The organism is Mesorhizobium kowhaii, assembly GCF_042431665.1.
GTDB classification, from domain to species: domain Bacteria; phylum Pseudomonadota; class Alphaproteobacteria; order Rhizobiales; family Rhizobiaceae; genus Mesorhizobium; species Mesorhizobium kowhaii.
Map to the genome: position 1 here is coordinate 186,890 of NZ_JBHLYT010000053.1, position 12,944 is coordinate 199,833.

The 12,944-nt window shown below is 63.6% G+C and carries 16 protein-coding genes; 9 read left to right on the forward strand and 7 right to left on the reverse strand.

Going from position 1 to position 12,944, the window contains the following annotated elements:
* The first annotated feature begins 396 nt into the window (after positions 1–396).
* Positions 397–573, forward strand: coding sequence for a hypothetical protein (locus ACFFNA_RS28335; protein ID WP_378923213.1), 177 nt, complete (start codon positions 397–399; stop codon positions 571–573).
* Between the two features lie 2 nt (positions 574–575).
* On the opposite strand, the gene ACFFNA_RS28340 is transcribed toward ACFFNA_RS28335, so the two are convergent.
* The gene (locus ACFFNA_RS28340) at positions 576–1,496 is read right to left on the reverse strand and encodes a glycine--tRNA ligase subunit alpha (protein ID WP_111546861.1); all 921 of its coding nucleotides are present in this window, start codon (positions 1,494–1,496) and stop codon (positions 576–578) included.
* Between the two features lie 242 nt (positions 1,497–1,738).
* On the opposite strand from ACFFNA_RS28340, the gene ACFFNA_RS28345 reads away from it, so the two are divergent.
* Entirely contained in the window at positions 1,739–2,200 is a 462-nt protein-coding gene (locus tag ACFFNA_RS28345) for a GNAT family N-acetyltransferase (RefSeq protein ID WP_111546862.1), read from the forward strand.
* A 104-nt stretch (positions 2,201–2,304) separates the two neighbouring features.
* Here ACFFNA_RS28345 and ACFFNA_RS28350 read toward each other — a convergent pair whose 3' ends face one another.
* From ACFFNA_RS28350 to ACFFNA_RS28370, 5 genes are all read right to left on the reverse strand, one after another.
* Positions 2,305–4,080 carry a tetratricopeptide repeat protein gene (locus ACFFNA_RS28350; RefSeq protein WP_378923214.1) on the reverse strand — a complete coding sequence of 592 codons (1,776 nt, stop codon included), beginning with the start codon at positions 4,078–4,080 and terminating at the stop codon, positions 2,305–2,307.
* 236 nt (positions 4,081–4,316) lie between these two features.
* Positions 4,317–4,760: a DUF1284 domain-containing protein gene (locus tag ACFFNA_RS28355; protein ID WP_378923215.1), complete on the reverse strand. Its 444-nt coding sequence runs from the start codon at positions 4,758–4,760 to the stop codon at positions 4,317–4,319.
* The gene (locus ACFFNA_RS28360; protein ID WP_378923216.1) at positions 4,757–5,350 is read right to left on the reverse strand and encodes a biotin transporter BioY; all 594 of its coding nucleotides are present in this window, start codon (positions 5,348–5,350) and stop codon (positions 4,757–4,759) included. Before ACFFNA_RS28360 ends, ACFFNA_RS28355 begins: the two co-directional genes overlap by 4 nt.
* A 192-nt stretch (positions 5,351–5,542) precedes the next feature.
* Entirely contained in the window at positions 5,543–6,211 is a 669-nt protein-coding gene (locus ACFFNA_RS28365) for a GntR family transcriptional regulator (RefSeq protein WP_111546865.1), read from the reverse strand.
* A 107-nt stretch (positions 6,212–6,318) separates the two neighbouring features.
* Complete coding sequence (locus tag ACFFNA_RS28370) at positions 6,319–7,335, reverse strand: polyprenyl synthetase family protein (protein WP_111546866.1); 1,017 nt, start codon at positions 7,333–7,335, stop codon at positions 6,319–6,321.
* 178 nt (positions 7,336–7,513) lie between these two features.
* Between ACFFNA_RS28370 and ACFFNA_RS28375 the strand changes: the two genes are divergently transcribed.
* The 7 genes from ACFFNA_RS28375 (at position 7,514) to ACFFNA_RS28405 (ending at position 11,837) form a co-directional block, all read left to right on the forward strand.
* Positions 7,514–7,738 (forward strand): putative signal transducing protein, encoded by a 225-nt coding sequence (locus tag ACFFNA_RS28375; RefSeq protein ID WP_015318845.1) that lies wholly within the window; start codon positions 7,514–7,516, stop codon positions 7,736–7,738.
* Positions 7,738–8,538 carry a tRNA1(Val) (adenine(37)-N6)-methyltransferase gene (locus ACFFNA_RS28380; protein ID WP_378923217.1) on the forward strand — a complete coding sequence of 267 codons (801 nt, stop codon included), beginning with the start codon at positions 7,738–7,740 and terminating at the stop codon, positions 8,536–8,538. The genes ACFFNA_RS28375 and ACFFNA_RS28380 overlap by 1 nt, the downstream gene beginning before the upstream one ends.
* Before the next feature lie 79 nt (positions 8,539–8,617).
* Positions 8,618–9,478: a S49 family peptidase gene (locus ACFFNA_RS28385; protein ID WP_378923218.1), complete on the forward strand. Its 861-nt coding sequence runs from the start codon at positions 8,618–8,620 to the stop codon at positions 9,476–9,478.
* A gap of 140 nt (positions 9,479–9,618) precedes the next feature.
* On the forward strand, positions 9,619–9,804 hold the full coding sequence (locus tag ACFFNA_RS28390; protein WP_013896713.1) for a membrane protein: 186 nt from the start codon (positions 9,619–9,621) through the stop codon (positions 9,802–9,804).
* 26 nt (positions 9,805–9,830) lie between these two features.
* The gene (locus tag ACFFNA_RS28395) at positions 9,831–10,718 is read left to right on the forward strand and encodes a 4-(cytidine 5'-diphospho)-2-C-methyl-D-erythritol kinase (protein WP_378923219.1); all 888 of its coding nucleotides are present in this window, start codon (positions 9,831–9,833) and stop codon (positions 10,716–10,718) included.
* Position 10,719: 1 nt separating this feature from the next.
* Complete coding sequence (gene moaB, locus ACFFNA_RS28400; protein ID WP_111546870.1) at positions 10,720–11,262, forward strand: molybdenum cofactor biosynthesis protein B; 543 nt, start codon at positions 10,720–10,722, stop codon at positions 11,260–11,262.
* A 110-nt stretch (positions 11,263–11,372) separates the two neighbouring features.
* Positions 11,373–11,837: a GFA family protein gene (locus ACFFNA_RS28405; protein WP_378923220.1), complete on the forward strand. Its 465-nt coding sequence runs from the start codon at positions 11,373–11,375 to the stop codon at positions 11,835–11,837.
* Between the two features lie 7 nt (positions 11,838–11,844).
* On the opposite strand, the gene ACFFNA_RS28410 is transcribed toward ACFFNA_RS28405, so the two are convergent.
* A complete protein-coding gene (locus ACFFNA_RS28410) occupies positions 11,845–12,819 on the reverse strand; it encodes a hypothetical protein (protein WP_378923221.1) in 975 nt (324 codons plus the stop codon).
* Positions 12,820–12,944: the final 125 nt, after the last annotated feature.

Here is a 12,944-nt window from a genome sequence, read left to right on the forward strand (position 1 = left end):
CGTCCTCGCGCCTCCGGCGCTGCGGGCGCGCGGCTGGGCAGGGATTTCCTCGGAGCGAAGTTCGAGCAAAAGATCCGGCATCAGAGTTTCTCCACCCGCATGCCTTCTTCCTGTTTGCACGTCCTCGCGCCTCCGACGCTGCGGGCGCGCGGCTGGGCGGGGATTTCCTCGGAGCGAAGTTCTAGAAGCAGGTCAGGCATTGGGGTCAGCTCATGCGGGAGAGTGGTCCGCGCGGGGCATAGCAACTCGGCTGGCCGCTGTCACCCTTTCCGGAAATTTTGACCGCCCTGTCGGGACGAGGCGATCCCGCTCGTCCTTGGATCAAAGATTTCCATGAACCGAATGCAGCGCTGAAGCGACCCACGCTCAGGCAGGGAACTATTGGCTGAAACGACCATGAAAACGGCATCCAGACTTCTGCAGATCCTCGCGCTCAGCGCCTGCTTCACCGCGCAGGCTCACGGCGCTTTCTCGATGCCGGGTGTGAGGCAGGCATTGCGGACAATGGCTGGCCCGAGCGGCCAGATCCTGTCGCCGATCAACGCTTCCCTCGAGGTGATGAAGCGTGCCTGATTTCAGGCCGCCAGTCCGCCAGCCTGGGTCTTCAAAAACGCCTCGCCGCAGGCCTTCGCCAGATTGCGCACCCGCAAGATGTAGCTCTGCCGCTCGGTGACCGAAATCACGCCGCGCGCGTCGAGCAGATTGAAGACATGGCTGGCCTTGATGCACTGGTCGTAGGCCGGGAAGACCATGCGGTGCATCGGCAGATTGTCGTTCGACGCCGGCGCACCGGCATCGAGCAGCGCCTTGCATTCGGCCTCGGCGTCCTCGAAGTGGCGCAGCAGCATCGCCGTGTTGGCATATTCGAAATTGTGACGCGAATATTCCTGCTCGGCCTGCAGGAAGACATCGCCATAGGTGACCTTGTCGGCGCCTTCGCGGCCGTTGAAATTGAGGTCGTAGACGTTGTCGACGCCCTGCACATACATGGCCAGCCGCTCCAACCCGTAGGTCAGTTCGCCCGCCACCGGTGCGCATTCAATGCCGCAGACCTGCTGGAAATAGGTGAACTGCGACACTTCCATGCCGTCGCACCAGCATTCCCAGCCAAGGCCCCAGGCGCCCAGCGTCGGGCTTTCCCAGTCGTCCTCGACAAAGCGGATGTCGTGCAGCAGCGGATCGACGCCGATCGCCGCCAGGGAGCCGAGATAGAGCTCCTGCAGGTTCGGCGGATTCGGCTTCAGGATCACCTGATACTGGTAATAATGCTGCAGCCGGTTCGGATTCTCGCCATAGCGGCCGTCCTTGGGGCGGCGCGACGGCTGGACATAGGCGGCGTTCCAGCGCTTTGGCCCGAGTGCCCGCAGCGTCGTCGCCGGATGAAAGGTGCCGGCGCCGACCTCCATGTCGTAGGGCTGCAGGATGACGCAACCATAGTCCGCCCAGTAATTGTGCAAGGTCAGGATCAGCCCCTGGAACGAGCGGCTGGGATGCATATGAGCGGGGATTTCAATCGTCGGGATTTCATTCGTCACGGGGGCCTCGACAGCAAAGGCTAGCTTGTCGGCACGTCCTAGAGACCCGGCGGCGAGGCGTCAAGCAAGGCGCACCGGCGCGGACGCGGGGAGCATGCCGATGATGTGAAAGCTTTGCGAGTGACTGGCCCATTGCCGGCCATGGCAGCCTGCGGTCTGCTCGACGCCGGTATCGTCCCATGTCAACCACAACAGGCTCAGCCATGCCCAGCCCGATCGTCATCCGTCCCATCACGCGCCAGGATTTCGAGCAATGGCTGCCGCTGTGGGACGGTTACAATGCATTTTATGGCCGCTCGGGCGAGACGGCTCTGGCATGCGAGATCACTGCGATGACATGGTCGCGCTTCTTCGATGCCTATGAGCCGGTGCATGCGCTGGTTGCCGAGAGCGAGGGACAGCTTCTCGGCCTCGTGCACTACCTCTTCCACCGCAGCACGACAGCGATCGCGCCGAATTGCTATTTGCAGGACCTTTTCACCACAGAGGCCTCGCGCGGAAAAGGCATCGGCCGGGCCCTGATAGAGGGCGTTTACGACCGTGCCCAGGCTGCCGGCTCAGGCCGGGTGTACTGGCTGACGCATGAGACCAATCACACGGCGATGAAGCTCTACGACAAGGTCGGCGAACGCTCCGGCTTCATCGTCTACCGGAAAATGTTCTGAGGCCGTTCCAGCGCACTGGCGCGTGTTGGGTTTTTGGACGGATGGACGTCCAAACGAAAACGGGGCTCCGAAAAGAGCCCCGTTTGCATTCAAGAAACCTATTTTCATCCCTTCGGGGCGGGCACCGGCTCGGGCTTGACCTTCGGGGTTTCCTGCGCCGTGTTGGATTCGATCGGCGGCAGGCCCTTCATCAGCTTCTGCTGCAAAGTGGCCAGCACATCGGGATCCGGCTTCAGGTCGCGCGCCTGGTTCCACTGGAAGGTGGCTTCCAGCTTGCGGCCGACGCGCCAGTAGGCATCGCCGAGATGATCGTTCAGGACCGGATCTTCCGGCTTCAGCGACACGGCGCGTTCCATCTCGCGCACCGCGTCATCGAACCGGCCGAGGCGGAAATAGGCCCAGCCCAGGGAATCGACGATGTAACCGTCGCTCGGCCTGAGATCGACGGCCTTCTGGATCATCGCCAGGCCTTCCTTGAGGTTCGTATTCATGTCGACCCAGGAATAGCCGAGATAGTTCAGCACCTGCGGCTGATCGGGGAACAGTTCCAGCGCCTTGCGGAAATTCGGCTCGGCCTTGGGCCATTCCTTCAGCCGCTCATAGGAGATGCCGCGCTGGTAGAAGATGTTCCAGTTGGCGGCAGTCGGCGTCTTCAACACCGTGACTGCCTTGTCATAGAGATTGGCGGCCGAGCGGAAATCATCCTTCGACGAATAGACGCCGCCGAGCGCCAGGTAGGCGCGCATGTCATCGGGATGCGCATCGACGAACGCCTTCAGATGGGTGATCGCCTCGTCCTGGCGATTGAGATCGGCAAGGTTGAGGCCGAGCTGCAGGTCCGAAAGCTCTTTCAACGGCGAAGAGTCGGGGATGCGCCGATAGAGCGCGATGGCGCCCTCGCCGTCCTTCAGCTGCTCGGAGACGGCGGCGAGTTGCACCAGGGCTGCGTCGCTGTCAGGCTTCAGGGCCAGGGCATATTGTAGATAGAGGCGGACGAACGGCTCGCCGCCGCCGCGATTGAGCGCCGTGGCGAGATCAAGCAGGATCTCCGACGCACCGTCCGACGGGCCAGCAGCGAACGGCGCAATCTTGTCGCCCTTGCTGATCTTGTCGCGCAAGGCGACGATTTCCAGCTTGCCCGGCGCAAACGCCTCGGCCTGATCGAGCACCGACAGCGCCTTGTCCTTTTCGCCCTTGCGGGCCAGGAACGACGCGTAGGCCTGCGCATTGCGCATCCAGGTTTCGGGAGCCGCACCACCGGCGGCAGTATCCTGCATCGTCGCGGTGTAGATCGCCTCGGCCTTTTCAGGCATGCCAGACGCATCGGCGATCAGCGCGCGATGGAAGGCCTTGAACAGGCCGAACCAATCCGGGCCCTGGAGCTTGTCGATGGAAGCCATCGCATCGGAGGCTTCGCCGGCGCCTTGTTCGGCCCAGCCGGACATGACGCCGGAGATCAGCCGGTCGAGATCGGATTCCAGCGACAGCTTGAGCCAATACTGCGCCTTGGTGAAATCTTTCTTGTCGAAGGAATCGACCGCCAGCGCCAGGCGCGAGAAGCGCTCGACATCGGGAACTTCCTTGAGCTTGTCGGCATAGACCAGGGATTCGTCGAAGCGCCCTTGAGCGATCAGCGACAGCATCAGGCTCTGCTGCAGGCCGGTGTCGCTCGGATCGAAGGCCAATGCCTGCTTGTAATAGGCGATGGCGCTGTCGAGGTCGTTGTCGCCTTCGGCGATCCGGGCGGCCAGATAGGCCCCCGAGAACGACGTGATCCTGACCGGTTCGGTGGTTTGCTTGGCATAGGCCGGCAGAGCCGAGATCGCCATGCCTGTCACAATTGCCAGCCTTGTCAGCCAGCGCGCACGTCCTTGCTGCATCGTATCCCTTTCAGCCAGGCGCCATCTCCGCGTCAGCGGGATCGACGTAGACTCGATCTTTCCGGGCAAAGCATGGCCTTTTTGGGGTCGCGCTTCAATCCGCCTCGAATTCACAATCCGGGCACCCGATTAACAAACCATGGCGACAGGGACAGTTTTCCGTTTTCGAATCCGGCCATGCCCCTGCGCGGAGCCGAACATATCACAGATGCGACCGCGAGACACCGTCGCCGATATCAGCGCTTGCCTGGCAAGGCAGGCCGCCGCACCTGCGTGTCGCGATAGCCGTCGGCCGCAACCGCGCTGCACAGCCCATTCCACTCGCAGCCTCCGCAAGCCTTGCGCACAAGGCCGGCTGAAAATGCCTGCCGCATCCGTGCCAGGATTGCCGCATCGAGATCGAGACGGACGCCGGCCTGGATTGGCCGCGCCAGCAGATCCGCCACGTCCTGTGCCGCCAGTTGGTCCCGCTCGGCGGCGCTATCGTGCAGGCAGTGCGGTTCCGGCTCGTCGAGCAACGGGGCACAAACGTCGTCCGGGCCGGAAACGAGGAGGATGTCCTCGCCCCGGCTCAGGCGCTCCGCAATCCCGTCATAGTTGGCGGTGAAGGCGGGGGTATATCCCTTGCCCACATAGGTGAGCAGGCAAAGGAGGTGATGGGCGCGCAGCCTGATCGTCAAGGATTCGCCGGTTTTGCCTTGCCGCCGGGAAGAGCCATCAGTGTCGCAGCGCCGAGCGCCGACTTGAGCAGACCGCCGAGGAGAAAAGGCATGAACCCGAAAGTGATGGCCTTTTCAACACCGATCATGACGGCGAGCCATGCCGTGCCGAGAACAAGGCAGGCAAGGTTGCCGAGCAGCATGGCGGCGAAGGCGAGCATCACCCGGTTGCCGTTCCAGCCGCGTTCGGCCAGCCAGCCGACAAGCGCGCCGACAAGGGGAAAGGCGAAGAGATAACCGCCCGTTGGTCCGACGAAATGCGACAAACCGGCTGCTCCTCCAGCCAGAACCGGAAAGCCGACCGCGCCCTCGACCAGCCAGGCGGCAATGGTGATGGCGCCAAGCCGCCAGCCATAGAGCGCACCGATCAATGTCACGGCGAAGGTCTGCATGGTCACCGGAACCGGCACCATCGGCACTTCGATATAGGAGGACAGCGCCAGGAACAGCGTGCCGAGCACGACGGCTCCAACCTGCCAGCCGAGAGATCGACCTTGAAGCCGGAGCGGGCTGAACGACGGATTGTGGGACGAGAACGCGACGTCTGTCATTGGGATTCCTTCGATCGATTGCAAATTATAGATAATTTCTGTTTTCGATCTATTATCGAATCCACAATTCCCTTGGGATAGCAAGCCCTCCCTTTGCAAAGGCGGTCAAAAGCGCGGCGCGGCGCGCTTTTGACCGTTGTTTTTTATGCATGTCGTTCTCCCAAAACCGGGATCATTTTTGGGCGACATGCATCAACCCACGATGGCAAAGGCTTCGCGTGTCGTCCCTGAAGCCGTCCTGACCGGCTTGCGACCAATCCACTGGACATGCCGCCCCAATGTTGCCGCGGCCGATTCGGTGTTTCCCTGCCGCAAGGCGGTGAGTATTGCGCGATGGTCCTGGTCGGTGCGCGTCTCCCACTCCGAGCGCCATGCCGCAAACAGGAAGCGGGCGCTCGCCGCGTGCAGATCGTCGATGGTGGCAAGCAGGCGCGGCATGCCGCATGGCGCCAGGATCAGCCTGTGGAAGGCGCGGTTGGCTTCTTCCCACGACCTGACATCGCGGGACTTGTCGCCGGCCTTGGTCGCCTCTTCGGCCAGATCGAGAATGGCGGATGTCAGGTGCGGCGCGGCATGGCGCAGCGCCAGCACTTCAAGTGCCGCCCGCATTTCGGCGACCTCCTTGACCTCGCCCAGATCGAAAGACGCGACACGCACGCCACGGCGCGGCTCACCGACGGCCAGCCCTTGCGCCTCGAGACGGCGGAAGGCCTCGCGCACTGGCACATGGCTGGTTTGGAATTCCTCGGCGATGTGATCCTGCCGAAGCCGAGCCCCGGGCTCGATCGCGCCCGAGATGATGCGGTCCGCCAGTACCTTGCTGATGCGGACGGCGATGGTGTCGTCTGTGCCCTTTGCCATGTTTTATAGATAATTTGAGGCGAGGCAGCTTGTCGAGACGGCAAGAACGGGATTCGCGACCTTCCTCGCCACAATAGGCCAGAGGGAGCCGGCGAAACGCCAGCCGCTCAGTTCACCCGGCTGATGCAGAAATCGATGACGTCGATCAGCGCCGATTTCTGCGGCGTCGCTTCCAGCGGCGCCAGCGCATCGCGGGCGATCTCGCCGAAATGGCGGGCGCGCCCGATCGTGTCGGCAATGGCGCCGTGGCGGGTCATCAGGCCGATCGCCTTTTCCAGGCCGGCGTCATCGGTGACATTGTCCTCGATGGCGCGCTTCCAGAAGGTGCGCTCCGCCTTGGTGCCGCGCCGGTAGGCGAGAATGACCGGAAGCGTCACCTTGCCCTCGCGGAAATCGTCGCCGACATTCTTGCCCAGATCCTTGCTGGTGCCGCCATAGTCCAGCGCATCGTCGATCAGCTGGAAGGCGAGACCGAGGTTCATGCCGTAGGAGCGCAGTGCTGCACGGTCATTGCGGGTGGCCTGGGCGATGACCGGGCCGACCTCGGCAGCGGCGGAAAACAGCGCCGCGGTCTTGGCCTTGATGACGGCGAAATGCTCGTCCTCGGTGGTTTCGAGGTTCTTGGCGGCGGCAAGCTGCATCACCTCGCCCTCGGCGATGATCGAGGCCGCACTGGACAGGATGTCGAGCGCTTCAAGCGAGCCGACATCGACCATCATGCGGAAGGCCTGGCCGAGCAGAAAATCACCAACCAGGACGCTCGCCTGGTTGCCCCAGATCATGCGGGCCGTCTTCTTGCCGCGCCGCATGCCGCTCTCGTCGACGACATCGTCATGGAGAAGCGTTGCCGTGTGCATGAATTCGACTGCCGTTGCGAGCTTGACATGGCCCTCGCCGGCATAGCCGAACATCTGCGCGGCGGCGAGCGTCAGCATCGGCCGCAGCCGCTTGCCGCCGGACGAGATCAGATGGTTGGCAACCTCCGGAATCATCTCGACGTCGGAGCCGGCCTTGGACAGGATCAATTCATTGACGCGTCCCATATCGGTCGCCGTCAGATCGATCAAATCCTTGATGGAGGCGGGTTCCCGCTTCCCGTTTTCGATGTTGAGAACGACACCCACGACAATCACTCCCGTCTTGGTATAACGCGTGCGACGGCACCCTTAGTCCCTGCAGGGACTCTAGGGCGGCAGACACGGCCACGGCAAGTGGCGAATTGGCGCGGCGGCGATAACAGCCTGTCAACCGGGAATCCGCCTGCCCGTTTACATATGCGCCGCAAACTGAGAGTTTCGCCCGATGATAGAGCTCATTCGCACCAACGACGCCGTCATCATCTCCTTTGTCGAATCGCTGATGCGCGATGCCGGCATCGGCTGCTTCGTCGCCGACCAGAACATGAGCGTGCTCGACGGCTCGCTCGGCATCCTGCCGCGACGCGTCATGGTCGACGCCGACCAGGCCGACGCGGCACGGCGCATCCTGACGGATGCCGGCATCGCCAACGAGATCCGCGGAAAATAATGTCCGCCGCGCCGGCCACCCTCGCCCCGGACACGCCGGCCCATACGGTCGATGCTTTCCATCGCGGCCGGTTCTGGCTCGTGCAGCCCAAGCAGGGCGGCCATCGCGCCGGAATGGATGCGATGATGTTGGCGGCGTCCGTGCCATCCTCCTTTGGCGGACGCCTCGCCGATTTCGGCGCCGGTGCCGGCGCCGCCGGCCTGGCGGTGCTGTCGCGCTGCCCGGCGGCCGCGGCCGTGCTTGTCGAACGGGCGCCGGAAATGGCCGCTTTCGCCGCGGCTACCCTGGCTCATCCCGGCAATGCCCATCTCAGCGATCGTGCCTCGGTGCTCATCGCTGATGTCACCGTATCGGGCCGGGCGCGGGCGGCGGCCGGCCTCGCCGACAATGACTTCGATTTCGTCATCATGAACCCGCCTTTCAACGCCGCACGGGACCGCGCCACGCCCGATCGCCTGAGAAAGGAAGCCCACGTCATGGAAGACGGGCTGTTCGAGCACTGGATCCGCAGTGCTGCCGCTGTGGTCAGGCCGCGCGGCGGGCTTGCCGTGATCGCCCGGCCCGAGCAGCTTGGCGCCATTCTCGATGCGATCGCCGGCCGCTTCGGCGATGCCGAGATGCTCGCCGTCCACCCTCGCCCCGACGCGGCAGCGATCCGCATCGTCGTCCGGGCAGCGCTCGGGGCGCGGGGGAAGCTCGCCATCCGGCCTCCCCTGATGCTGCACGCGCAATCGGGCGACGGCCCTGATGAGCGCAGCGAAATGATCACCAACGGCCTCGCCTCGTTGTTCGGAGATTGAGCTATTCTTACCGGCCACATTGCCGTTGGCCGGGGAATCCCTACATGCCTGCAACCCATCGACCGGAGATCGCGCCCTCGTGAAACGACTTATCAACCGCCTGCTGCCGAAATCCTGGCGCTCCACCGTCGTCACCATTCCGGTCATCCGGCTGCACGGCACGATCATGTCGGGCGGCCAGTTCCGGCAGAATCTGTCGCTGGCCACGACCGCCGGTCTCATCGAGAAGGCGTTTTCCTACGACGCGCCGGCGGTCGCCATCTCGATCAATTCGCCGGGTGGCTCGCCGGTGCAGTCGCGGCTGATCTTCAAGCGTATCCGCGACCTGGCGACCGAGAAGAACAAGAAGGTGCTGGTCTTCGTCGAGGACGTTGCGGCATCGGGCGGCTACATGATCGCGGTCGCCGGCGACGAGATTTTCGCCGATCCGTCCTCCATCGTCGGTTCGATCGGCGTGGTCTCGGCCTCGTTCGGTTTCCCGGAACTGATGAAGAAGATCGGTGTCGAGCGCCGTGTCCACACCGCCGGCCAGAACAAGGCTGTGCTCGATCCGTTCAAGCCGGAGAAGAAGGAAGACGTCGAGCGCCTGAAAGCGCTGCAGCTCGAGGTGCACGGCACGTTCATCGACCTCGTCAAGGAGAGGCGCGGCACGAAGCTTAAGGACGATCCGGACCTGTTCACCGGCCTGTTCTGGACCGGCATGAAGGGCCTCGAACTCGGCCTGGTCGATGCGCTCGGCGACATGCGCACGGTGCTGAAAGCCCGTTTCGGACCGAAAACCCAGCTCAGGCTGATCACGGCGCCGCGCGGTTTCCTCGGCCGCTTTGGCCTGTTCGGCTCGAGCAACGGCTTTTCGGCGCCCGATATCGCCGCGGCAGCCGCCAGCGGTGTGATCGATGCGGCGGAAGAGCGCGCGTTGTGGGCACGGTTCGGGCTTTGAAAACCCGGCAAAACCGTCTAGCATGAGAGCTTGAAGTCTTATGCATGTCGTTTTCCCAAAACCGGATCCACTTTTGGGCGACATGCATCAACCGACCCGACCGGCCGCCTTCGCCGGCCCAGCGTGGGAGGAGTTTTGGCATGCCGCAGATCATTTTCTTCACCGTCGTTGGCGTCGCCGCCTATTTCGGCTATCGCACCTTCGTCCGGGAAGCCGAGCGCGTGACCGCCAAGGTGCGGCGCACCGAAAAGCAGGCGGCTAATGGCGCCATGGGTACGCTGGTCAAGGATCCGAAGACCGGCGAATACCGGCTGGCCAAGGACTGAGCATCATCCCGCATACGACTGACGCCGTGGACACCGAGATCGGGTCGCGCACCTGGCATGCGCATGCCAAGATCAATCTGGCGCTGCATGTCACCGGCAGGCGCCCCGACGGTTATCACCTGATCGAAAGCCTGGCGGTGTTCACGCGTTTTGGCGACCGGGTCGAAATCGCGCTCGCCGACAGTGATGATTTTACGGTGTCCGGCCGCTACGGGCCGGCGGTTCCTCTCGACACCAGCAATCTGGTGCTCAAGGCGCGCGATGCGCTGCGAAGAGAGGCTGGGCTGGAGAGGACTCCGCCGGTCGCCATCCGGCTCGAAAAGAACCTGCCGGTTGCCTCCGGCGTCGGCGGCGGCTCGAGCGACGCGGCAGCCGTGCTGCGCGGGCTGGCGGAGACATGGGCCCTGAACATGGACGGCGCTGAATTGGCGCGGATCGGCCTCTCGCTTGGCGCCGATGTGCCGATGTGCCTGGCGGCAAAGCCGCTGGTCGCGCGCGGCATTGGGGACGAGCTGTCGATGGTGCCGGATTTTTCGGCGCTGGGGCTGGTGCTGGTCAATCCCGGAACCGCCGTCTCGACCGCCGATGTGTTTGCAGCGCTTTCCCGTCGCGACAACGAGCCACTGCCGCCGCTGCCGCGCAGCATCGACTTCCACAGCCTGCGTAACTGGCTGGAGATCACCCGCAATGATCTTGAGCCGGCGGCGCTGGCGATGCAGCCCGCCATCGGCAGAGCGCTTTCCTGGCTTAACAAGGCCGGATCGGGATTCTCGCGTATGTCCGGATCCGGCGCGACATGCTTCGGTCTGTTCGAGACCGGCAATGTCGCCAAGCGCGCCGCCGCCGACATCCGCGGCCGCCAGCCCGACTGGTTCGTCGCCGCGACGCGCACCGTGACATCGGAGGCCGACTGAGATGGCCAGGACTGACGAGAGCCGGCCTTTCATCCCGATCCGCATCGCGGTGCTGACGGTGTCGGACACACGTAGCCTTGCCGACGACAAGTCCGGCCAGACGCTGGCCGACCGCATCACTGAAGCCGGTCACATCCTGGCCGCCCGCGATATCGTCATCGATGACCGCGAGAAAATCCGCGACAAGGTGCTCGGCTGGTCAAAGGACGCGGCGATCGATGTCGTGATCACCACTGGCGGCACCGGCTTCACCGGCCGCGACGTGACGCCAGAAGCGCTGGAGCCGATCTTCGAAAAGCGCATGGACGGGTTTTCCGAAGTGTTCCACCGCATCTCCTACGACAAGATCGGCACCTCGACGATCCAGAGCCGGGCGACCGGCGGCGTCGTCAATGCCACCTTCGTCTTCGTGCTGCCGGGCTCGCCCGGCGCCTGCAGGGACGCCTGGGACGGCATCCTGAAGGCGCAGCTCGACTACCGGCACATGCCGTGCAACTTCGTCGAGATCATGCCGCGCCTGGACGAGCATCTGCGGCGCGGGTGAGCCCATCCGCGTAGGGACCCAAGTCGCAGGCAATTCAAGTGCGCGACCTTGGTTTCGCCCAGCGGAGTGCCGCTTGCGCCTTCGAAGCGCCATTCCCAACCGGATGCCGCATGAATATTCTCAGCCACGACTTGGCGGCGGGAAATACGATGAACGCACACTCCGGCGGATGCCATTGCGGCAATGTTCGCCTGACATTCGAGACCGGGCTCGACCCGTCGCAAATCGAAGTTCGCGCCTGCCAATGCTCGTTCTGTGTCAAACATGGTTCGCGCGCCGTTGCCGATCCGGACGGCAGACTGATCATCTCGGTCAAGGACAGAGCGCAATTGCGGACATATCATTTCGGGCTGAGGACGGCCGACTATTTGATCTGCCGGGACTGCGGCGTCTATGTCGCCGCAATCGCCGGAGATGATGATGACGCAAGGGCGATCGTCATCATAAATGCCCTGGACGACCGAGAGCGGTTCGATCGGGAGCCGGTCCCGGTCGACTTCGACGCGGAAGGCAGAGAGCAACGCCAAGCCAGGCGTCGCGATCGCTGGATGCCTGTCGAGATGAGCTTCGGATAGTTCCCTTTCAGCGGATGACCGGCTCGCCATGAAAGCGGCGGCGTGACGGCGGCGATACGCCGAAACCAACTTCCATCATCAGCCGCGGCGTGCGCGCCGGCACGGTGCCCATGTGGAAGCCAAACGGATCCTCGACGAAGCCGAGGCCGGCATCGCCGGTGAGCGTCACCGGGCTCTGCTCGCCATAGACATCCAGAACCTCTTGCGCGGGATGGCCGACCAGCAGGGTGAGCTGATGCTTGAGGCTGCGGCGCTTGTGACTGCCCCGGACATAGACATGCGGGCCGGTGTCGGCGTCGACCGGCTTGAGATAGAAGAAGAATTTCAGCATGCGCCAGTCGTCGAGGTCGAAATGATACTTGCCGAGCGAGGCAAGGTTCTTGTCGGCGTCCGATGCCTCCCCAGTCGGAAAACTCCACCAGACGCGCGTCGTGATCAGCTTTGCCTGGCCGCCGAGATAATGCGCGGCAATATCCAGGAGCAGCGGATCGCGCTGGATGGCGAGTGCCGCCTTGCAGTCGAGGATGCGCTCGAAAAAATGCCCGCTGAGCAGCGAGCGGCCAAAGCGCTTCTCGGCCTCGGCATGTTCACCCGGCATGAATTCGAGACGGCGGTCGAAATTGCCGAAGCAAGGGGTGCGCTGGGCGAAACTGGCGATCTCTTCATGGATCGCCAGCGGCAGGACCAGGCCCGAAAACAGCCCATCGGAGCGCAGCGCTTCGACCACGGCCTCACGGTCGACGCCGGCAAACATCGTATCCCCCGCATTGTCGGCCGGACGGGCGCGTTTTGCGCCCAGCCAATGCATCCTGCGTCCAGGCATTGTGCGCGCCAGCACGAACATCGGCAGCCAGGCAGGGTTTTCGCGCAGGTCCGTCAGATAGGTCGGAATGCGCACGGCGATGCGCCGCAGCAGGCTGCCGTTGCGCGCAATGGCCTCGAGACTGACCGTGCCGGATTTGTCGGGGGTTGAAAGGTTCATCGGGTCCTCGGCTATGAGAGCGGCACCGATGCGGCATCGGTGCTCATCACTCGGCATGACCCAAACCCAATTCACCCGCCTGGATGGGAAGTTAACCTCGCGTCAGACATTGTGCAATGCACAAT

Excerpts from the sequence above, each read along its gene's own strand:
- ACFFNA_RS28340 (WP_111546861.1), bottom strand. The coding sequence starts at position 1,496 with ATGCATCCCAGCCGCTCGTTCCAGGGGCTGATCCTGACCTTGCACAAT.
- ACFFNA_RS28335 (WP_378923213.1), top strand. The coding sequence starts at position 397 with ATGAAAACGGCATCCAGACTTCTGCAGATCCTCGCGCTCAGCGCCTGC.
- ACFFNA_RS28360 (WP_378923216.1), bottom strand. The coding sequence starts at position 5,350 with ATGACAGACGTCGCGTTCTCGTCCCACAATCCGTCGTTCAGCCCGCTC.
- ACFFNA_RS28410 (WP_378923221.1), bottom strand. The coding sequence starts at position 12,819 with ATGAACCTTTCAACCCCCGACAAATCCGGCACGGTCAGTCTCGAGGCC.
- ACFFNA_RS28350 (WP_378923214.1), bottom strand. The coding sequence starts at position 4,080 with ATGCAGCAAGGACGTGCGCGCTGGCTGACAAGGCTGGCAATTGTGACA.
- moaB (WP_111546870.1), top strand. The coding sequence starts at position 10,720 with ATGGCCAGGACTGACGAGAGCCGGCCTTTCATCCCGATCCGCATCGCG.
- ACFFNA_RS28345 (WP_111546862.1), top strand. The coding sequence starts at position 1,739 with ATGCCCAGCCCGATCGTCATCCGTCCCATCACGCGCCAGGATTTCGAG.
- ACFFNA_RS28375 (WP_015318845.1), top strand. The coding sequence starts at position 7,514 with ATGATAGAGCTCATTCGCACCAACGACGCCGTCATCATCTCCTTTGTC.
- ACFFNA_RS28365 (WP_111546865.1), bottom strand. The coding sequence starts at position 6,211 with ATGGCAAAGGGCACAGACGACACCATCGCCGTCCGCATCAGCAAGGTA.
- ACFFNA_RS28405 (WP_378923220.1), top strand. The coding sequence starts at position 11,373 with ATGAATATTCTCAGCCACGACTTGGCGGCGGGAAATACGATGAACGCA.
- ACFFNA_RS28390 (WP_013896713.1), top strand. The coding sequence starts at position 9,619 with ATGCCGCAGATCATTTTCTTCACCGTCGTTGGCGTCGCCGCCTATTTC.
- ACFFNA_RS28380 (WP_378923217.1), top strand. The coding sequence starts at position 7,738 with ATGTCCGCCGCGCCGGCCACCCTCGCCCCGGACACGCCGGCCCATACG.